Origin of the sequence: Micromonospora sp. CPCC 205539 (assembly GCF_036906815.1) — a bacterium.
GTDB lineage: Bacteria > Actinomycetota > Actinomycetes > Mycobacteriales > Micromonosporaceae > Micromonospora.
The window spans coordinates 294,039-312,273 of the sequence record NZ_JBAKHW010000004.1 but is presented as its reverse complement, the minus strand read 5'-3'; the positions used below and the strand labels follow the sequence as shown (position 1 = coordinate 312,273).

Annotated in this window: 16 protein-coding genes and 1 pseudogene; 11 read left to right on the top strand and 6 right to left on the bottom strand. The window is 69.7% G+C overall.

All coding sequences use genetic code 11. From position 1 onward, the window contains the following. The first annotated feature begins 121 nt into the window (after positions 1–121). Both V6V47_RS05775 and V6V47_RS05770 read left to right on the top strand, forming a co-directional pair. Positions 122–988, top strand: a complete 867-nt coding sequence (locus V6V47_RS05775) for a GntR family transcriptional regulator (RefSeq protein ID WP_334626916.1) — start codon at positions 122–124, stop codon at positions 986–988. Continuing rightward, the gene (locus tag V6V47_RS05770) at positions 985–1,704 is read left to right on the top strand and encodes an HAD family hydrolase (RefSeq protein ID WP_334626915.1); all 720 of its coding nucleotides are present in this window, start codon (positions 985–987) and stop codon (positions 1,702–1,704) included. The genes V6V47_RS05775 and V6V47_RS05770 overlap by 4 nt, the downstream gene beginning before the upstream one ends. A 295-nt stretch (positions 1,705–1,999) precedes the next feature. On the opposite strand, the gene V6V47_RS05765 is transcribed toward V6V47_RS05770, so the two are convergent. Next, positions 2,000–2,788: a hypothetical protein gene (locus tag V6V47_RS05765; protein WP_334626914.1), complete on the bottom strand. Its 789-nt coding sequence runs from the start codon at positions 2,786–2,788 to the stop codon at positions 2,000–2,002. A 222-nt stretch (positions 2,789–3,010) separates the two neighbouring features. Between V6V47_RS05765 and V6V47_RS05760 the strand changes: the two genes are divergently transcribed. Next, the gene (locus tag V6V47_RS05760) at positions 3,011–3,862 is read left to right on the top strand and encodes a hypothetical protein (protein ID WP_334626913.1); all 852 of its coding nucleotides are present in this window, start codon (positions 3,011–3,013) and stop codon (positions 3,860–3,862) included. Positions 3,863–3,903: 41 nt separating this feature from the next. Here the strand turns inward: V6V47_RS05760 and V6V47_RS05755 are convergent, their stop codons facing one another. Next, positions 3,904–4,848 carry a DNA-methyltransferase gene (locus V6V47_RS05755; RefSeq protein ID WP_334626912.1) on the bottom strand — a complete coding sequence of 315 codons (945 nt, stop codon included), beginning with the start codon at positions 4,846–4,848 and terminating at the stop codon, positions 3,904–3,906. 792 nt (positions 4,849–5,640) lie between these two features. Between V6V47_RS05755 and V6V47_RS05750 the strand changes: the two genes are divergently transcribed. Beyond that, positions 5,641–6,345: an HAD family hydrolase gene (locus tag V6V47_RS05750; RefSeq protein WP_334626911.1), complete on the top strand. Its 705-nt coding sequence runs from the start codon at positions 5,641–5,643 to the stop codon at positions 6,343–6,345. On the opposite strand, the gene V6V47_RS05745 is transcribed toward V6V47_RS05750, so the two are convergent. Next, positions 6,309–6,929 (bottom strand): CGNR zinc finger domain-containing protein, encoded by a 621-nt coding sequence (locus V6V47_RS05745; protein ID WP_334627076.1) that lies wholly within the window; start codon positions 6,927–6,929, stop codon positions 6,309–6,311. The two genes, V6V47_RS05750 and V6V47_RS05745, sit on opposite strands and share 37 nt — an antisense overlap. 91 nt (positions 6,930–7,020) lie before the next feature. On the opposite strand from V6V47_RS05745, the gene V6V47_RS05740 reads away from it, so the two are divergent. Both V6V47_RS05740 and V6V47_RS05735 read left to right on the top strand, forming a co-directional pair. Beyond that, complete coding sequence (locus V6V47_RS05740; protein WP_334626910.1) at positions 7,021–8,175, top strand: MFS transporter; 1,155 nt, start codon at positions 7,021–7,023, stop codon at positions 8,173–8,175. A gap of 72 nt (positions 8,176–8,247) precedes the next feature. Further along, entirely contained in the window at positions 8,248–8,805 is a 558-nt protein-coding gene (locus V6V47_RS05735; protein ID WP_334626909.1) for a DUF3592 domain-containing protein, read from the top strand. Between the two features lie 84 nt (positions 8,806–8,889). Here the strand turns inward: V6V47_RS05735 and V6V47_RS05730 are convergent. Beyond that, positions 8,890–13,373: pseudogene (locus V6V47_RS05730) on the bottom strand (HAD-IC family P-type ATPase); the annotation flags it as partial. Positions 13,374–13,589: 216 nt separating this feature from the next. On the opposite strand from V6V47_RS05730, the gene V6V47_RS05725 reads away from it, so the two are divergent. The 5 genes from V6V47_RS05725 to V6V47_RS05705 all read left to right on the top strand — a co-directional run bounded on the left by V6V47_RS05725 (position 13,590) and on the right by V6V47_RS05705 (position 17,049). Beyond that, positions 13,590–13,850, top strand: a complete 261-nt coding sequence (locus tag V6V47_RS05725; RefSeq protein ID WP_334626906.1) for a hypothetical protein — start codon at positions 13,590–13,592, stop codon at positions 13,848–13,850. 58 nt (positions 13,851–13,908) lie between these two features. Next, positions 13,909–15,300, top strand: a complete 1,392-nt coding sequence (locus V6V47_RS05720; RefSeq protein ID WP_334626904.1) for an MFS transporter — start codon at positions 13,909–13,911, stop codon at positions 15,298–15,300. A 105-nt stretch (positions 15,301–15,405) separates the two neighbouring features. Beyond that, a complete protein-coding gene (locus V6V47_RS05715; protein ID WP_334626903.1) occupies positions 15,406–16,188 on the top strand; it encodes an SDR family oxidoreductase in 783 nt (260 codons plus the stop codon). 37 nt (positions 16,189–16,225) lie between these two features. Beyond that, positions 16,226–16,420 carry a hypothetical protein gene (locus V6V47_RS05710; RefSeq protein WP_334626902.1) on the top strand — a complete coding sequence of 65 codons (195 nt, stop codon included), beginning with the start codon at positions 16,226–16,228 and terminating at the stop codon, positions 16,418–16,420. An 80-nt stretch (positions 16,421–16,500) separates the two neighbouring features. Next, complete coding sequence (locus tag V6V47_RS05705; RefSeq protein ID WP_334627075.1) at positions 16,501–17,049, top strand: YbaK/EbsC family protein; 549 nt, start codon at positions 16,501–16,503, stop codon at positions 17,047–17,049. A gap of 81 nt (positions 17,050–17,130) precedes the next feature. Here the strand turns inward: V6V47_RS05705 and V6V47_RS05700 are convergent, their stop codons facing one another. Continuing rightward, positions 17,131–17,772, bottom strand: a complete 642-nt coding sequence (locus V6V47_RS05700; protein ID WP_334626900.1) for a DsbA family oxidoreductase — start codon at positions 17,770–17,772, stop codon at positions 17,131–17,133. Positions 17,773–17,792: 20 nt separating this feature from the next. Next, entirely contained in the window at positions 17,793–18,218 is a 426-nt protein-coding gene (locus V6V47_RS05695; protein ID WP_334626899.1) for a SufE family protein, read from the bottom strand. Positions 18,219–18,235: the final 17 nt, after the last annotated feature.

The window sequence follows — 18,235 nt, the reverse complement described above, 5'->3', positions numbered from 1 at the left end:
CTCGGGGTGCGACTTGGCTAGCCAAATCGCGTGAGCTCAAGGTAGGCCGGCCTGGCTAGCCAAGTCAAGAGTTGGACGTCGATTGGTCTAGCTTGGCTAGCCAGCAGGTACCCTGACCTGCATGACCAGCGAGCTGGAAAACCTGGCCGGGCTGGACCCGGACGACCCCAGGCCCCCGTCGCAGCAGATCGCTAACGTTCTGCGAGCTGCGATCCGTACCCGCAAGTTCGAGCCAGGGGAGCGACTGCCGTCGCAGAACGACCTGGCCGAGCGCTACAACGTGGCCCGAGAGACGGTCAAGACCGCGCTGCGTATCCTGCGCGACGAGCGCCTGATCGTCACCCGCCAGGGCAGTGGCGCATTCGTTCGTGCGCAAACCGAGCGTCCGGTAGGACTGCGGCCCCACGTCGAGGCGGCCTTCGAGCGCGCCCACGTCACGATCGAATTCGCCGGCTTCTCCGGTGAGACCCTCCACGGAGTGCTGACCGAGCCGCTCGACAAGATCCGTGCTGGGCTACTGACGCCCGAGTCCGTTACCGTCCGCATCCTGCTCCCCGACACGGGAGAGCCCATGGCCCTGCCGTGCCTGGCCGAGACGCAGGCCGACGATCCCGGCGTACGCGAGCGCGCCGAGCGAATCACCCGCCGGCACACAGACGCCATTGTCGAGGCGGTGCGCGAGCTCGGAGAGCTTGGGTTGGTCAAAGACGCCGTAGCAGAGGTGCGCGTGCATCGCGCAGCGCCGTTGTTCAAGCTCTACATCCTCAACGGCGACGAAGCCTTCTTCGGCTTCTACCCCGTGGTAGAGCACACCGTCATGATTAATGGTCAGCCCACGGCCATTTACGACCCGATGGGCAAGGACGCGATCCTCTTTCACCGGGCCGTCAGCGACGACGAGGCTTCCGACGCATCCCAGTACGTCGACCAGGCCCGGACCTGGTTCGACTCCATGTGGTCGACCGTCTCGCACGACTACACGTCATGAACCCGCGATACAGCGTTGCCCAGGTCCTCAGCGACACGGGTCCGATCCTGCTCGACTTCGATGGACCGGTCTGCGCCGTCTTCGCCACCCTCGCGGACTCCACCGTTGCGGCCGAGCTCCGCCGCGTCATCGACGAGCACAGAGTCGAGATGCCGGCGCACATCCGAGGCACCGACGACCCGCTCGAAGTGCTTCGCTTCACCGCGACCGCCGGCACGCACTCGCTGGTCGTACGAGTTGAGAACGCGTTGTGCAGAGCCGAGCTGACTGCGGTCGACGGCGCCATGCCGACGCCTTACGCGAGGGAAGTCATCGTTGCCGCCCATGAGGCCGGTCGGCGAATCGCCATCGTCAGCAACAACTCAGCCCCCGCCATCGAGCGTTACCTGGCTTCCCACCGACTCGCCCGGTACATGACGGCCACGATTGGTCGAGCACACGCTGACCCAAGCCTCATGAAGCCGAACCCAGCACCAATCCGGCTCGCCGCGCTGGCGGTCGATGCCGACCCGAGCAGGTGCGTCCTTGTAGGCGACTCCACCTCTGACATCGAAGGCGGACGGGCTGCCGACGTTCGCACGATCGGGTTCGCCAACAAGCCCGGCAAGCGCCCTCGCCTACTCAGGGCGGGAGCAGACGCCATCACCGAAGGCACAAACGGAATGGCCGAGCTGGCCAAGGCTCTACACCACGAACTGCCGAATTCCGCTCTATGAGATCAAGGCGGCCCGCAAGCGGGCCGCGCCGGCCCGGCCCCGGCCTGCTGGCGACCTCCGGCCGGCATCGGCCGGGCCGACCGGCCACGCTTGGGAGTCACAGGATCAGAAGACCTCAGGGCTCCGCCCCGAACCCCGGCCCTCCTCAGAGATGCCGCCACGGATCACCTCGCCGGGCACCACAAGGGCTACCAGCCTCCCCGGACGGGGCCAAGGTCGTTCGTCCGGTAGGGCGCTCCACCTTGACCCCGTCCGGGGAGGCTGGACGGTCTACGACTGCCCGACGAGGAGATCCTTAGAGACCAGCATCAGCCGCGGGGCTTGGCGCTCCACCGGCAGCAGCCACCCGCATTAGCGCTCGCACAAGAATTCCACCGTCTTCCTCGCCCTTCCACGTCACTACCTCGACATGTCGGTTCGCCTCGTCGGCGTTGTAGGCCTCGACCTCGGGGGAAAGGCGAACGTTAGTGACGATGAGAAGGCCACGCGATCCTTCGCTGTACCTCTCCAGTTGCCGGACGTCCTGCATTCTCAGCGGACCTCGCTCGCGATACTTGACCTCAACGTTTGCCGCGCCCATGCCCGTGCGAACCGTTAGGTCAGGGCCGTAGTCGAACGAGTGCCGTTCAACCGTGGCGTCTGCAACCGCAATCTGGAAAGCCAGGGCCACCTTCGAGGTGTAGAGCTCGCTTCGGTAGCGCGCCGACTGAAAGATTCGAGGCTCGATGATTGAAGCCGCTTCAACAATCCCAGCCGCTACCTCCGGGCTCTCCTCTTGCCGAGCCTGCTCCATTGCCCTCTCGACTCGGCGACGACGACGCTCAAGCTCTACGCCACTATCTGCGCTCCCGACCCGAATCAGAGGTGTGCCTTGCAGGCCCATCAGCAGGAAGGCCGCGCCGATGATGAGGAGAACCGCGGATCCGGCTTGGTTGTCAGTAGTGAAGACGGCCCAGCCCCCGCCCGCGGCGGCAACCATGCCGAGCGCGGACGCCGCAAACCGCTCCCAACGACCCAGAGGTACTGCCTCGAACTGGTCCTCAGGGGAACTTGGCAAGCCATCAGCCGGAGTCTGCTCGGTCACGCGATCAGGCTAGTTCCAGACCGCAAGGGCAGCGCGTGCGCCAATCCAGCCGCGCGCCCCTGGGTGGCCGAGGTTGGGGTAGACCGGGCATCCCGTCCGCTGCCCAGATGCCCCTCGAAACACGCTGCCGGCGGGACACATGTCACGGCCAATGATCGCTAGCCTGTCTCGATGACGCCAAGACCGCGCCGACCTAGTCTGCGAGATACCAGGTTCCCCATCGTGGAGGCGTACGGCTTCCCCTCCGATAGCCTTTCTCCTCAGGCGCAGGAGACCTGGGACCGCCAGCTCTGCCCATTCTCGGGCGTAAGGTGCGAGAAGAAGCGTCAGTACGATTACGGCTATTGCTCCGTAACGTATGCCGCACAGTGGGATAAGGGAATTCCTCACAATTATGCAGTCTGCGACCATCGACTAGACGGTGAACCCATCGCATGGGCGGTGCGAGATCACTTCGGGTCCGAGGAGGCGACGTTGGTGCCAGAGGTGATGGCGCTTTCGAGCCCAAGACTGAACGTTGACTACGTTGCGTATCGCGAAGATCCGACAGCGTTGGAAGGTGTCGATCTTATTGCCATCGAGGCCCAGGCCATTGATTTACGCGGGGGTAGCGTGGCTCCCGCATGGCGGGCCTGGGAAGATGGGTTGCCTGACCAATGGCGCCGGTACTTCACCGATGAAGCCGAGCGCAACAAGCGTGACGACAAGATATCCTATGGCATCAATACTGGCAATGTGCATAAGCGCCTCGGAACCCAGGTGGTGGCGAAGGGCGAGTTTCTCAAGCAGGTACAGGTTCCTCTTTACGTCGTAACCCAGCATCGGATTTTGGAGCAACTGAGGGCGAGGGTTGATTTCGATGTGGTACGAGATGGGGAGCCTTGGGATATCACCTTCGTAAGTTTCGATTACGATGGCACGACCCAGCCCAACGGGCAGTTGGTATTTAGCTTTCGTGAAGCGGTACGGACGACCTACTTGCAATACCTGCACGCGTTGACCACTAGCCGGAACGCGTTGGAGTTCGTTCGTTCGGATTTTATTGCAAGGGTTCGGGAAAAGGCAGCGAAGTGAGCGTGAGGGGCGCGGCTCATGCTGTGCCCCTCACGCCGCGGTCACCCTAGGTCTAAGGCGCCCTGTACACCTGCGATATTGTTTCGCGCTGCCGCGACAAACGCCGGCGACATCTCAAAGCCTATAGCGCGCCTTCCAGATTCGACGGCTACCGTTAAGGCCCGGCCAGTTCCACAGAACGGATCCAGCACGAGACCACCCGAAGGGCACGAGCTAAGGACCCGCGGCCTAACCAGTTGAGTTGGGAAGGTAGCTGAATGGCCGTCGGATCCGGACCGCACGTTAACTCCCACGACATCACGCGCGCCTTCTTCGACCGCGGACATGTCGTAGTAGTACTTCGGGCGCCCCTCCTTCGCCCTCTTGACGAAGTGGAAGAAGTGCTCATGCGCGAGGCGTAGGCGATCCTTTTCCGGGCGAGGTGGCACGTTCTTCTTCTCCCAGATGAGATCATTCCGAAGGATCCACCGCTTTGCCTGCATAGCGATCGCAAAACGGGCGGGGATGAGCAACAGTTGCTTTTCCTGCCGAAAACCGCCCATCGGTGTCTTGCGACGCATTCTCGGGTTGTCTCCGAGGCCCTGCCTCCCATCCATGCGGATGCTGGACCAGCGAGCAAAGTAGGTGTCCCCGATGTTCACCCAAATGCTTCCGCCGGCCTTTAAGGCCGAAGCGCCGCGTTGGAGGATTTCCACGAGGTGGTCAACGAACCACTCGGGCAGTGGCTCCATGCCCAGACAGCCACCATGCAAGCGGTACCAGTCATAGGGCGGCGTGGTTTCCTTGTCCCCGCCCTCTGCTAGCCACTCAGCCAGGACGTCCTCGTTGTGGTCCTGGCCGTAGGTACGGAGGCCCCAATAGGGAGGCGAGGTGATGATGAGATCGACCGAATCGTCGGGCAGCTTAGCCATGAGGTCGTACGCATCGCCCTCACGAACCTCCGCGACCACCGGTTCCGCGGGTCGCTCGTCGCTGTGGCCGGTCATGGGCAGATCCTAGGGCTAGAGGGCGAAAAGTTGGCGAGCTGAACCCAGCTCAGGGAGAGTGTCGTTGCACGGTACAGGCGGTCCAGGTCAGTGCCCTGGCCGCGGCCTGGATGAGCGGTCTCAGTTACACGAAGGACGGCCACGCCGAGGCAACGTGCCAGCCGCGTTGCCGGGCCATACACGGGCCATAGAACGGCGTCATCAGAGGCCATGCCAGCCCACCTGAAAGCGGCTCGAAGTGGCCCACCGCCGTACCGGACGCCGATCATGTTTGATGCCCAGGCTGACAGTCCTCGGCTTGGCTGTACAGCCACACGTACAGCCAAGCCGGCCGACGGGTGCGTGTGAGGATCGGCCGCGACCGACAAGCCGAGCAGATCAGCGGCCGTCATCGACGCCAGCCGACAGCACGCGCGATCTTTGCAAGGCAGGGGTTAGGGGTTCGAGTCCCCTGGGCTCCACCAGCACTTCCCTTGGTTGATCTCGGTTCCGAGTACAGCCGAGCGGTCACGCCGTTCCCTCCTCGCCCTACACACGATCGATGGCCGAGGCAGCCTGACGAGCCCGAGCCGGCAGGACGTGGCCGCAGGTGTCGGCCGTCATCCGGATCGTGGAGTGCCCGAGCAGCTCCATCACCGTCCGCAGCTTCTCGCCCTGATCAAGGCGGCCGATAAGGGCTTTGCCTCCGGCAAAAGCTAGACGGCTCCGAGGTGAAGTTGCCGAACGGTTCCGGTTCGTGGGTGGTGGGATGCCGTCCCCGCCAGCCATCGACGATCTCAGTAGCATGCTGAGATGTCTCGACCAGTGATCTTCGACCTCTTCCATACCTTGATCCACGGGGCCGACGAGGCGCGTGACCGGGTAGTCGGTGAGATGGCGGTCATGGTCGGCGTAGCTCCGGCCGAGCTGGTCGCCGCGTACCACGCCACCTGGCGGGACCGGCTGGTCCGCTGGGACGTGGAGGAAACCATCCGCATCCTCGCCGGACGCCTCGGCGGCACGCCAACGAACGAACAGGTGACACGGGCCGGTGAGCATCGGCGAGCCCTCGGACGCCGAGTGCTGGACAGCGTCTCGACCGCCACCCTGGACGTGCTCGACGCGCTACGCGGCGAGGGGCATCCGCTGGCCCTCGTCAGCAACGCCACCTCCGACACCGCCGAGCCATGGCCGCAGAGTCCGCTCGCCCGACGGTTCGATGTCGCGATCTTCTCCTGCGATGTCGGGCTGGCCAAGCCCGACCCGGCGATCTATCACCTTGCTGCCGAGCGCCTGGGTGTTCGGCCGGCAGAGTGCGTCTTTGTTGGCGACGGCGCAGACGGTGAGCTGGCCGGAGCGGCAGCGGTGGGTATGACCGTCTTCCGGACCACGGAGCACAACGACACCGATCCGGGCTGGGGCGGGCCGGCTTTCGCTACCCTGGGCGACCTGCCCGCCATACTCCGAGAGCCGTCCGGCACTCAGCGCGTCGCACGTGTGCGTCGCGCGGCGACGTAGCGGCGGATCTTCTCGGCGGTTCCGCAGTCGTCCATGCTGCACCAGCGGCGACTGCGGTTCTTGCTCTCGTCGATGAAGATGAAGCGGCAGCCTCCGCATCCCTTGATCCGGTCCAGCGGCCCGTCGGTGAGTAGTTGGACCGCTGCGTGCGCCACTGGCCGTAGCGGCCGGACCAGCGTCTGGTCATCCCGCCAGGCCCACCCGAACGCGCTTCCACGCTCAAGTTGTGCGTGGGCGAGCGCGTCGGCTTCGTCGTCTCGTAGCTGGGCCAGTGCACGCGCGCTCGGACTCTCTCCGGCGGCCAGCGGTCGGAATATCTCGTCGAGGTTGTCGCGGGTGCGTTGCGCCTGCGCGAAGGCAGCGTGAGCGCCGTCTGGATCGGTGCGAGACAGCCGGCGCATCGCTGTCGCCTCGGTGTCGGTGAGGGCGCCCGCGTACACGCCCCAGGCAACCAGCCCTGGATAGCCCGTGAGGACGTCGTCGTCTGAGGGCCCGATGGGTGGACCGGTGCGGGTGTTGATGAAGTCCAGGGCGAGGTTGCCGCCCACCAGGTGCATCCGCCTGACGCCCTCGTCTGTTTCCATCAAAGCCGACTTTACCAGTTGACCCTACGCCGAGGCATCACTAGCTTGTTGCTGGCATACATCTTTTAGCCGGTAACAATGGGAGCGTCGGATGGGCCGCGGACGGGCAGTGGGCGCGCTGATCGGCCTGTCCGGGGGGACGTTCCTCTACACCACCGCCGAGGCGCTGCCGATCGGCCTGCTGCTCCCGATGGCCACGGACCTGGCCGTCTCACCGTCGCAAGTGGGCATGCTCGTCACCGCGTACGGCGCGGTGGTCGTCGTCGCCTCGATCCCGTTGACAGTGCTGGCCAGGAAGGTCCCCCGGCGGCGACTCCTGTCGGTGCTCCTGGCCGGCTTCGTCGTCAGCACCGCGACGACGGTGTTCGCGAACTCGTTCCCGCTGCTGCTGGCGACGCGGATGGCAACCGCGGCGACCCATGCGTTGTTCTGGGCGGTAGTGGTCCCGGCCGCGGCCGAGCTGTTCCGACCCGCACTACGCGGGCGGGTGGTCGCGATCGTGTTCGCTGGCGGCAACGTCGCTCTGCTCCTGGGTGTGCCCGTGGGCACCTGGCTGGGCGAACGGGCCGGCTGGCGCATGTCGTTCCTGGCGGTGGCCGGGCTCGGCGCGGTCGTGCTCGTCGCGGTCGCCTCGCTGCTGCCCTCGGCGCCCCCCAACCAGGGACATGCCGCTCGGGGCGCGACGCCCGACGTCTACCGCTTCTGGCTGCTGGTCGTGGTGGCCGTCCTGACGACCGCCGGCGCCATCGCCGCCTACACCTACGTCGCACTCTTCGTCACAGAGGTCAGCGGATTCGCTGCCTCGTCGGTCGGGGCCATCCTGCTGGCGCGTGGTTTCGCCAGCGTGCTCGGGATCCTCGCCGTCGGAGCGGTGGTGGACCGCAGCCCGTGGCTCGCTCTGGTGACTACCGTCGCGCTCCAGTCGGGAGCGCTGCTCGGGCTGTACGCGTTCGGCCACCGACCGTCGGTGGCCGTCGGCCTGCTCCCTCTGGCCGGACTGGCGTTCGCGGCGTTCACCGCGGCGCTCGGTGGCGTCGTGTTGCAGGTGGCGCCCGGGCGCTCCGATCTCGCCGCCGCTACCGTCTCCGCCGCCGTCAACGTCGGCATCACCGGTGGTGCCCTGGTCGCCGGACTCGCACTACCCGGCTATGGCGTGCAGAGCACGGTGTTGATCGGAGCCCTGCTCGGCGTTGTCGCTCTGATGACGGTCGCCGCCGGTTTCGCCGGCAGGCGGCGATTCGCGTAGTCCGGCGACCTGTGCCGGGAGGTCGGGGTGGGTTGAGCTGCCAGGGTTGCGGCTGGACGGCACTATGACCGCATGCGCTTCCTGATCATGATGCGACGCTCTCCGGCCGTGGTGACCCTCGGCTGCGTGTTGCTCATGGTGGCCGGCGGGCTGCTGCTCTGGCTGCCGATCCACACCCAGTTGGCGCTCGACGACTGGGAGACGGAGTTGCGGGCCGGTGGTCTACCGGCGCGGGCGGTCGTCTACGACCAGGTGACAGATGCCCGTAGCAAGTCGACCATGTATTTCCGGTACGAGGTGTCCGGCCGGACGTACGAGCAGGAGGTCCCCTGCGTCGAGGTGTGCCGGCCGGCCGGCGATGACGTGTCGATCTGGGTGAACCGCGCCGATCCGAAGGACTTCGTCACCGACTTCGGCGAGCTCAGCGGCCACCGGGGCCGATTCCAAGGGCTGCTGGGTGCCGGGGGTTTCGTGGTTCTGGTGGCGGCGATTCTTCTGCTGCTGTCCCGCATCCCGTTCGGCCGCTGGTTTCCACCTCGTACGACACCGCGCCGTCGGCCTGCCGCCCAGGTCTCGGACGGCACCGACTTCACGAGCCGTTCCAAGCGCAAGCGGAGCGGTCGACGCTGATCCAGCCCGGCACCAGGCGCCGATCATCTGTTCCACGCCGATGGCGAGCCGTGCGGCAGGTCGGCCGGTCAGCCGGCGGACGCACCCGCCCCACCGGCGTCCGGACCCGGCTGCGCGTCGTCCGTCGACGGCCCGGTGTCGGTCGGCTGCTCGGCGGGGCGCGTCTGCGGAAAGTGCTCGACCAGCCTGGTGAGCGCTCCGTTGGCGAAAGTCGCGCCGAGTGCCGACCCGGCTCCGATGGTCCAGCCGATCGGTCCGAGTGGGGTGCAGCCGAAGAACTGGCTCAGGCCCGGCGTCTGGACGACCACGACAAGCACCCCCAGAGACGCTGCCGTGGACGCCAGCACCGCCGGGCTGGTGCCGCCGGCCAGGATGGTCTGGCCGAGCTGTGTCCCGACCAGGGAGACCAGGGCGACGGTCCCGGCTCGCTGACGACGCCCGGTGTACCGGGCCAACGTCCAGCCCGTGGTGGCGCCCAGCGTGGTCGCCGCCGCCCGCAGGCCGATCTCTCTGGTCAGGGTCTCTCCGAGCGACGCGTCCGGGCCCTCGCTGAGCAGACCGTCGGTGCGGTCCGACGCGGGTGGGCGGACCGCGATGGCCAGCGCTGGCGCCAGGTCGGTCAGCAGGTTGACCAGCAGCAGTTGCCGTCCGGTGAGCGCGGAGCGGCCGGTCGCCGCGGCGGTGAGGACGCTGAAGGCGATCTCGCCGAGGTTGCCGCCGACCAGGATGCTGAGCGCGTGCCGGACCGACGACCACATCGCCCGCCCCTCGACCAGGGTGGCGATGATGGTCTCCAGCCGGTCGTCGGTGACCACCAGGTCGGCGGCGGCCCGCGCGGCCGGGGTGCCCCGTTGGCCGAGAGCGATGCCCACGTCGGCCAGCCGGATCGCCGGAGCGTCGTTGGCGCCGTCGCCGGTCATCGCGACGGTCCGCCCGCACTTCTGCAACGCCTGGATGATCCGCACCTTGTGCGCGGGGGTGCAGCGGGCCACCACGTCGGTGGCGGCCAGCCGCTCGGCGAGCGCCTCGTCGTCCAGTTGGTCGAGTTCCCCGGCGACGACCACCCGCTGCTCGTCGTGCTCACTGATGGTGGCGGCGATCGCCTCGGCGGTGGCCGGGTGGTCCCCGGTGATCATGATGGTGTGCACGCCGGCCTGCCGGATCCTGCGTACCGCTGGCGCGGCACTCTCCCGGACCCCGTCCGCGAGGGCCAGGAAGCCCACGAAGGTCAGTTCCCGGACGTCCCCGTCGGTCACCTTCGCCGAGTCCACCTGACATTCGGCGACCGCCAGGATCCGGTGACCCGCCCCGGCCCGGTCGGCCAGCATCCGGTGCAGTTCGTCGCGGCCCGCGTCGTCCAGTGGCTGGGTGCTGCCGTCCATCCGGCGGGCCGAGCACCGGGGCAGCACCGTCTCCGGCGCGCCCTTGACGCTGAGCAGCAGGTGGCCCTCGGTCTCGCCGACGGTCGCGTGGTAGCCCCGGGACGGTTCGAACGGAAGGCCACCGGCCGCCCGCCAGCCCGCGGCACCGGTCTGCTCGGTCACCCCGGCGGTGCCCGCGCCCCGGCGGACCGCCCGGTCGGTCTGCAACGCCAACTCCTCCGGGTTGGCCGCGCCCGGTGTCGCTCGCAGCGCACCGGCGAGCGTCAACCGGAGCCGCTCATCCAGCTTGTCCACCGGGGCGTACCTATCGCCGACACCATCACCGACCCCGGCGAGCAGCAACTGGCCCTCGGTCAGGGTGCCGGTCTTGTCGAAGCAGAGCACGTCCACCCGACCCAGCGCCTCGATGGTGCGAGGGTTGCGGACCAGCGCGCCGTGCTCGGCCAGCCGCCGGGCGGCGGCCAGCTGCGCCGCGCTGACCAGAAACGGCAGCCCTTCCGGCACCGACGCCACGGCAAGGTTCGCGGCGGTCGCCGCCGTCTCGACCAGGGGTACGCCTCGAAGCAGTCCGGCGCCGGCCACCGCCACCGCCGAAGCAGCCGCCAACGGGATGGCGGCACTGGTCAACTTGCCCAGCCGAGCCTCCACCCCACTGGTCGGCGGTGCCTGCCGGACCAGCGCCAGGCTGCGCCCGGCCTCGGTGTCGGCACCGATGGCCACCACCACGGCGATTCCGTGGCCGGCGGCGATGGTGGTGCCGTCGTACAGCATGGAATGCCGGTCGGCGACGGCGGCGGCGACCACCGCCCGGTCGGTCTTGGCGACCGGCAGCGACTCACCGGTCAGCGACGACTCGTCCGCCTCCAGTCCCACGGATTCGAGCACCCGGCAGTCGGCGGGCACGGAATCGCCCGGCTCGAGCGAGATGACGTCACCCAGGACCAGGTCCTCGGCGGCGACCACCTGCTCGCTGCCGTCGCGACGGACCCGCGCGGTCACCGCCGAACGGGACAACAACTCCGCCAGCGACCGTTCGGTGTTGCGCTCGTGCACCGCGCCGATAAGGGCGGACCCGCCGACCACACCACCCACCAGCGCGGCGTCGACCAGCGAGCCGAACGATGCGGAGAGCACCGCCCCGGCGGCCAGTACGGGGGTGAGCGGGTTGGCCAGCTCGTCGATGAAGGCACGCAGCAGGCCGCCGCTGCCCGGAGTTCCGCCACCGTCCGCACCGTGTCCGTCGTTCCGGCGCTGCGCCTCGGCGCTGTCCAGCCCGTCCAGGCGGCTACCGAGTTGGTCGAGCACCGTACTGGTCGGCATCAGGTGCCAGGCGGTCGCCACCGGGGCCGGAGTGTCCGACACCTCGGGCAGCCGGCGGGCCCGCCAGACACCGTGCGCGAAGGCCAGACCGGCTGCGCCGTTCACCGCGTGGAACGTCCGGTGGGGCAGTTGGGTCGGTGCGGCGGTGAAGGTGCCCAGCGCGCCGAGGCCGGTGCCGGCCATGGCCAACTTGATGTTCTGTTCGGTCATTCGCCGGGCCACCCCGGCTGCCTCGATCAGCAGGGCCACCACCCGCAGGTCCGCACCGACCAGGAGGTGTGCGCCCCACGGCGGCAACTCCTCCGGGCTGGACATTCCGAGGCCGCAGTCGGACGCGCCGAGCGCGGCTCGGTCGGCGGAGACCAGCATCACGATCGCCCCGTCGCGCTGCAACGCGCGTACCGAGTCGGCGACCTGGTCACCGCCGGGCAGTACGGCGTCGGCGAAGCCGTACCGCTGATCGTCGCCGCCCGCCACGACCAGCCGCAGTCCGGCGTGCCGGGCGGCGGCCGGCAGGCCGTCGACCCCCGGCGCGGGCTCGGGCTCGACCCGCAGCAGCGCGGCGAGCCGGCCACCGTGGGCCAGTCCGAGCAGTTGCCCGCCGGCGTTCCGCAGCCGGTCACTGTCCGGGATGTCACCGGCGCCGTCGTGGGGTGCCAGCGGTGCGAGCCGCCAGCCGTCCGCCGCGCGTGCGGCGGCCGGATCCGCCGGGTCGAACAGTGCGAACGCCCGTTCCGCCACCTGGTCGATGTCCACGCCTGAGGCCGGGGCGAGGTCGGCCAGCACGCCCCGGTCCGAGCCGAGGACCGCGGCGTCCAGCACGAGCGTGTCGATCCGGTCCAACTCCCGCAGTACGCCGCGGTCCATCGCGATCACCCCGCGCCGGGCCAGGATCCGGCCGAGCTGGGCCGCGTAGCCTTCGCGTCCGCTGCCGGGAGCCTTGGGTAGGGCGGACAGGCCCAGCGCGGCAGCCCGCTTCCGACCGGCGAACGGCGCTACCGCTGCCGCGGCGGCCGCGCCGGCAGCCAATGCGCGGTTGATGTACCGCTCGACCGGGCCGTCCGGTTTCGGTCGGGGTCGGTCGCTCACCGGCCAACGGGCGCTCGCGCGCTCCGGGTCACCGGTCAACCGTGGCTCGGCCTGCTCCCACGCGGAGAGCTGGGCTCTCGCCTCGCCCCACTGCACGATGCGCTGGGCCCCGTCCAGGACGATCCCGGCCCAGCCGCCGGTCAGGCCCTGCACCACCGCCTCGGCGAGCGGGAAGATCACGTCGGCGCGCGGGTCTGCACGCAGGCCCCGACCGGCCAGCGCGTGCAGTTTCGGCGACAGGTCCAGTGCGGTGAACAGCCCGGCCACCTCGCCGGGGACCGGCGCGATCGGCAGGATCCGGGTGGCCGCCGAGATGGTCAGACCCAGCGCGTCCGAGGCCAGCGCACCGAGGGTCCGCGGGGTCCGGGGGCCCTCCTCCGGTGGGTGCGGCGGCGGGATCTCCGGGTCGGGCTCGTGGTCGCAGGTCTGCTCGATCCGGGTGATCGTCGCGATGAGGTCGCGCAGTTCCGGCTCGGGGGCCAGGACGGCGACCACCACCCGACCGGTCGGTGCGTTAACCCGCGCCCAGGCCACCCCGGGCAGCCGTTCGAGTGCGCGCTCGACCTGCCGGGCCAGCCGGTCGCCACCGTCCTGGCAGACGCCGTGCACCTCGATGTGGTGCCGACCGGGCCGGGACCAGACCCGACGACGGCTCAGCCCGGCGATCCGCGCCAGCCGGGTCGCGGCCGACCCGACGGTTCGGGAGGCCTCGCCGACCAGGTGCGGCACGCCGATGGACGGTAGGAGGCGGCCGACGGCGCGACCCGCCGCCGTCATCGAGGCGTACGGCTGAGTGGACGCCGGTCCGACTCCCCGCTGCTGGTCCTGCCGTCGGCCATCTCGCCCTCCCAGAACATCGCGTCCGGCGGCCTGGCTTCCCGGCGTGGCGTCCGTTATGCCCCCGGGGTAGGGGAACTTTGCCCCGCTGACGACGCATGGACGGGGTGGGCGGTGGAATTCGGCGAAGGTCACCGGAGACGGGGAGGCTCGAGAATGAGCACGTTGACGCGACACCTCAACGGTGCGCAGGAGACCGTCCGGACCTACAGCCGACGGGTGGAGGTGCCGATGCTGGGTGAGGTGGCGGTGCCACCGCCCGACCGGCTCGCCTACTACGCCGGGCTCGGGGTGCTCGCCGCGCTCCACGTCATCGAGTGGCCGCTGGCCGTGGTGATCACCGCTGGTCACCTGCTGTCCGACCAGCACTTCTCGGGACTGGTGCGGGGTGTCGGGCAGGCGTTGAAGGACGCCTGACGAGAAGCGGGTCACCGACGATTGACTTCAATCCCGGTTGAGGTCGCATGATCGGTCAGTGCCGACCACACCACTGACCACCGCCGTACCGGCCCCGGCGGGGCTGTTCGCGCCCCGGCTGCGGGCGATGACCGTGGGCAGCGTCGCGCTCATCTCGCTGCTCGCGTTCGAGGCGTTGGCCGTCGGTACGGCGATGCCGACCGTCGCCCGGAGTCTGGACGGGCTGGCGCTGTACGGCATCGCGTTCGGTGGCCCGTTCGCCGCCGGCGTGCTGGCCATGGTCGTCTCCGGGATCTGGTGTGACGCACGGGGGCCGCGGGGGCCAATGTGGCACGGGGTCGCCTGGTTCGTGGTCGGGCTGTTGGTCGCCGGCACCGCCCCGGTGATGAGCCTGCTGGTCGTCGGCCGGGTGGTGCAGGGGTTCGGCTCCGGGCTGCTCTCGGTGGCGCTGTACGTGATCGTCGGGCACGCGTACCCGGAGGAGTTGCACCGGCGGATCTTCGCCGCGTTCGCGGCGGCGTGGGTCGTACCGTCGCTGGTCGGGCCGGCGCTGGCCGGCCTGATCGTGGAGTACCTGGGCTGGCGGTGGGTGTTCCTCGTGGTGCCGGCGGTGGCCGTGCCGGCGGTGCTGCTGATCCATCCGGGCCTGCGGTCTCTGGGCGTGAGCGCGACGGCTCGGGTGCCGGCCGGTGCCGCGGCCCGGATCGGCTGGGCGTGCGGGGCGGGGGCGAGCGCCGCACTGCTGCACATCGGGGGGCAGCAGCGTGGCGCGGCCGCCCTGGCGCTGATCGCGCTCGCCGTCGCCGGCCTGCTGGTCTGCGCCCCGCGCCTGCTGCCGGCCGGGTTCCTCCGGGCGGCCCGGGGGCTGCCCACCGTGGTCGGGCTGCGCGGTCTCGCCTCGGCGGCGTTCGTCGGCGCCGAGGTGGTCATCCCGCTGATGCTCTCCCGGGAGCGGGGGCTGTCACCGACCACGGCCGGGCTGGTTCTCACGGTGGGTGCGCTGGCCTGGTCCGCGGGCTCGTGGGTGCAGGGCCGGATCCCGGTACCGGCGTCCCGGGCCAGCCTGCCCCGGGCCGGGCTGACCTGCATCACGGTCGGCACCGCCACGGTGGCGCTGGCCGTCCGGCCCGAGCTGCCGGTGGCCGTCGCCGTGGTGGGCTGGGCGATCGCCGGCTTCGGCATGGGGTTGCTCTATCCGTCGTTGTCGGTGCTCACCCTGGAGCTCTCCGCCCCCGGCGAGCAGGGCCGCAACAGTTCCTCGCTGCAACTGGGCGACTCGCTCTTCGCGGCGACCGTGCTGGCCCTCACCGGGGCGGTGCTGGCCGCCGGGAGCGCGCCGGGCCCGGCCAGCTACACGGCGACGCTGTTGGTGGCCGCCGGTCTGGCGCTGTTCGGAGCGCTGTTGGCCGGGCGGGTGGTGGTGGGCGGGAGCGTGCGGCCGGGCGGGTGATCGTTCGGGGTGAGCCGGCGCACACCCGGTCACGAGTCGCAGGCTGGTGTCGTCGAGCGAGGTGAGCCCATGGCGCCGTGGTAGGCGGCGGAACAGGAGGACGGGATGAAGGTTCTGGTCACCGGAGCGGGCGGTCACCTCGGCCGCGCGGTGCTGACCCGGCTGCGTGCTGACGGCGTCAGCGTCCGGGCCACCAGCCGTCGGCCGCGTACGGGTTCCGATGTCGAGTGGGTGGTGACCGACCTGGCCACCGGCGAGGGGATCACCGAGGCGGTGGACGGGGTGGACGGGGTGCTGCACCTGGCGTCCGCACCCTTGGGACGACAGACCCATGAGGTGGACGTGCTCGGCACCCGACGGCTGGTGGACGCGGCCGCTACGGCTGGCGTCGGGCATTTGGTCTACATCTCGATCGTCGGGGTGGACCGGGTGCCGATCCCCTACTACCGACACAAGCTCGCCGCCGAGCAGGTCATCGCGGCCGGTCCGGTGCCCTGGTCGGTGCTGCGGGCCACCCAGTTCCCGCAGTTCCTGGACGACCTGATCGCCAACAGCGGCAAGCTGGGGCCGGTGATCGGGGACCGGGCGGTGCTCGCCCAGCCGGTCGACCTGGGTGAGGTGGCGGCTCGGCTGGCGGCCCGCCTGGTCGCCGGGCCGCTGCGCGGTATCGAGGAGTACGGCGGGCCGGAGGTGCTCCGCTTCGACGAGGCGGTCCGCGCCTGGCGTGCGGCCCGAAACTCCCGTCGGCCCCTGCTCCCGGTACGCATCCCGGGCCGGCTGGGTCGCGAGCTGCGTGCCGGTGGACTGGTCACCGAGGCGTTGCCTCGCGGGGTGCGCACCTGGGCCGATCACCTCGCCGACACGTACGGGGGAACCGGGCGGAGATGAGAAGGACCCCGGTTCATGTTCGTCTTACGGTGACGCCATGTTCACCGTCGTCGCCACCGTGATCCTCTACGTCTTCGGCTTCGTCTTCCTCTACGGCGTGATCCGGCTGGGTGTCCGGCACGCGATGGAGGACGTGGAGCTGCAACGAATCAAGACCCGACATGCCGAGGAGCTGGCCGCCTCACGTGACCGCAGCTTCATGCGCGACAACGCCTTCCTCGCCGGCAATTGAGGGGCCCAAGGTCTGGTCCGTCCGGCGGCCCTCGGGTCGCCGGGCGGTTCGGCGTGACGGATGCGAGGATCGCACCCGTGATGGGAACGCTGAAGACCGAACCGGCTCGCGCCCGCCTGGACCTGCTTGCCCCGCCGGTGGCGGCGGCCATCGCGCAGTGGCCCGCCGACGCGCCGGTGGACGTGGACGACGTGCTGGTCGCGCCGATCGACGCCGAACTCGCCGACACGGCCGCGTTCTGCGCGGCGTACGAGGTGGGGTTGGACGTGTCGGCCAACTGCGTCGTGGTGGCCGGCAAGCGTGAGGGTGTCGTCCGCTACGCGGCGTGCATCGTCCTGGCCACCACCCGGGCCGACGTGAACGGAGTCGTCCGCAGGGCGCTGGACGTCCGCAAGGCGAGCTTCGCCCCGATGGACGATGCGGTCGAGTTGAGCGGCATGGAGTACGGCGGCATCACTCCGATCGGCCTGCCGGCGCAGTGGCCGATCCTGGTGGACGCGCGGGTGATCGCCGCACCGCACGTGATCATCGGATCCGGGGTGCGGCACAGCAAGATCGCGCTGCCCGGGCCGGCGTTGGGCGCGCTGCCCGGCGCTCGGGTGGTGGAGGACCTGGCCAGGCCGGCCTGACCGGGCACCGGCATCGATACCGTTGCACGTGAAACATCACGTTGGTCGATGCCGGGTGCCGTGGTCAGGCGGTGATCCGGCTCAGTGCGAGTGCGCGGCGGCCTCGCGCTGCTCGACCTCGGTGAGCGCGGCGAGCAGCGTCTGCGTCTCCTGGGCGCCGGAGACGGCGTACTTCCCGGCCAGCACGAAGGTCGGCACGCTGGTGATGCCCAACTCCCGGGCGGCGGCCAGTGCCGCCGCGACGTCGGCGGTCCGCTCGTCGGAGTCGAGGAACCGGCGTACGTCGGCGGCGTCCAGGCCGATCTCACCGGCCACCGTGGCCAGCGCCTCCCGGGAGCCGACGTCGACGCCCTGGGTGAAGTGCGCCCGGTAGAGCGCGTCCAGCATGTCGCTCGCCCGGCCGTGGTCGGTGGCGTAGGCGACCAGTCGGTGCGCGTCGAAGGTGTTCGAGATCACCGCCCGGTCGAAGTCGAGCTTCAGCCCGGCGCCCGCCGCGACCCCGGTCACGTGGTCGAACATCTGGCGGGCCCGCTCCGAGCCGCCGAACTTGGCGGCCATCGCCTCGAGCAGCGGAAGGGGCTCGGGCACCGGCGACGGGTCGAGCTGGAACGGCCGGAAGCGAACGGTCACCTCGCCGTCGTACGCGGCGAGGGCCTGGTCCAGTCGACGCTTGCCGATGTAGCACCACGGGCAGATCACGTCCGCGTAGATCTCGATCTCCATGATCGGTGCCAACCGCCGGGTCAGGCGAGTTGTTCCCGGACCTGACGTTTGAGCCGGCCGAGAATCGCCGTGCCGCCGCGCACCCGCAGCGGGCTGATCGCCTGCGCGAGGCCCATCCGCTGGTAGAGGTCCTCCGGCACGGCCAGGACCTCCTCTGCGCTCGCGCCGGCCAGCCCTTCGGCGAGGATTCCGGCGAACGCCCGGGTGGTCGGCGCCTCCGGAGGGCAGTCGAAGAGGGTCTCCACGGTGCCCTCCGGGGTCACCCGGGCGCGCAGGAAGAACGCCGTCTGGCACTCCGGAACCTGCTCCATACCCTCGCGCTCGGCGTCGACCGGGAGCGGCGGGATGACATCGGCGTACTCGAGCAGCATCTCCAACACCAGGTCGCGCGGTGCGGCGGCGAACTCGTCGACGATCTCGGCCAGTCGGGCCGGCATATCAGCCATGGGTCGAGGCTACCGCC

Coding starts and splice junctions, on each gene's coding strand:
- V6V47_RS05700 (WP_334626900.1), bottom strand. CDS start 17,772: ATGGAGATCGAGATCTACGCGGACGTGATCTGCCCGTGGTGCTACATC.
- V6V47_RS05740 (WP_334626910.1), top strand. CDS start 7,021: ATGGGCCGCGGACGGGCAGTGGGCGCGCTGATCGGCCTGTCCGGGGGG.
- V6V47_RS05710 (WP_334626902.1), top strand. CDS start 16,226: ATGTTCACCGTCGTCGCCACCGTGATCCTCTACGTCTTCGGCTTCGTC.
- V6V47_RS05775 (WP_334626916.1), top strand. CDS start 122: ATGACCAGCGAGCTGGAAAACCTGGCCGGGCTGGACCCGGACGACCCC.
- V6V47_RS05770 (WP_334626915.1), top strand. CDS start 985: ATGAACCCGCGATACAGCGTTGCCCAGGTCCTCAGCGACACGGGTCCG.
- V6V47_RS05695 (WP_334626899.1), bottom strand. CDS start 18,218: ATGGCTGATATGCCGGCCCGACTGGCCGAGATCGTCGACGAGTTCGCC.
- V6V47_RS05735 (WP_334626909.1), top strand. CDS start 8,248: ATGCGCTTCCTGATCATGATGCGACGCTCTCCGGCCGTGGTGACCCTC.
- V6V47_RS05755 (WP_334626912.1), bottom strand. CDS start 4,848: ATGACCGGCCACAGCGACGAGCGACCCGCGGAACCGGTGGTCGCGGAG.
- V6V47_RS05725 (WP_334626906.1), top strand. CDS start 13,590: ATGAGCACGTTGACGCGACACCTCAACGGTGCGCAGGAGACCGTCCGG.
- V6V47_RS05750 (WP_334626911.1), top strand. CDS start 5,641: ATGTCTCGACCAGTGATCTTCGACCTCTTCCATACCTTGATCCACGGG.
- V6V47_RS05705 (WP_334627075.1), top strand. CDS start 16,501: ATGGGAACGCTGAAGACCGAACCGGCTCGCGCCCGCCTGGACCTGCTT.
- V6V47_RS05715 (WP_334626903.1), top strand. CDS start 15,406: ATGAAGGTTCTGGTCACCGGAGCGGGCGGTCACCTCGGCCGCGCGGTG.
- V6V47_RS05745 (WP_334627076.1), bottom strand. CDS start 6,929: ATGGAAACAGACGAGGGCGTCAGGCGGATGCACCTGGTGGGCGGCAAC.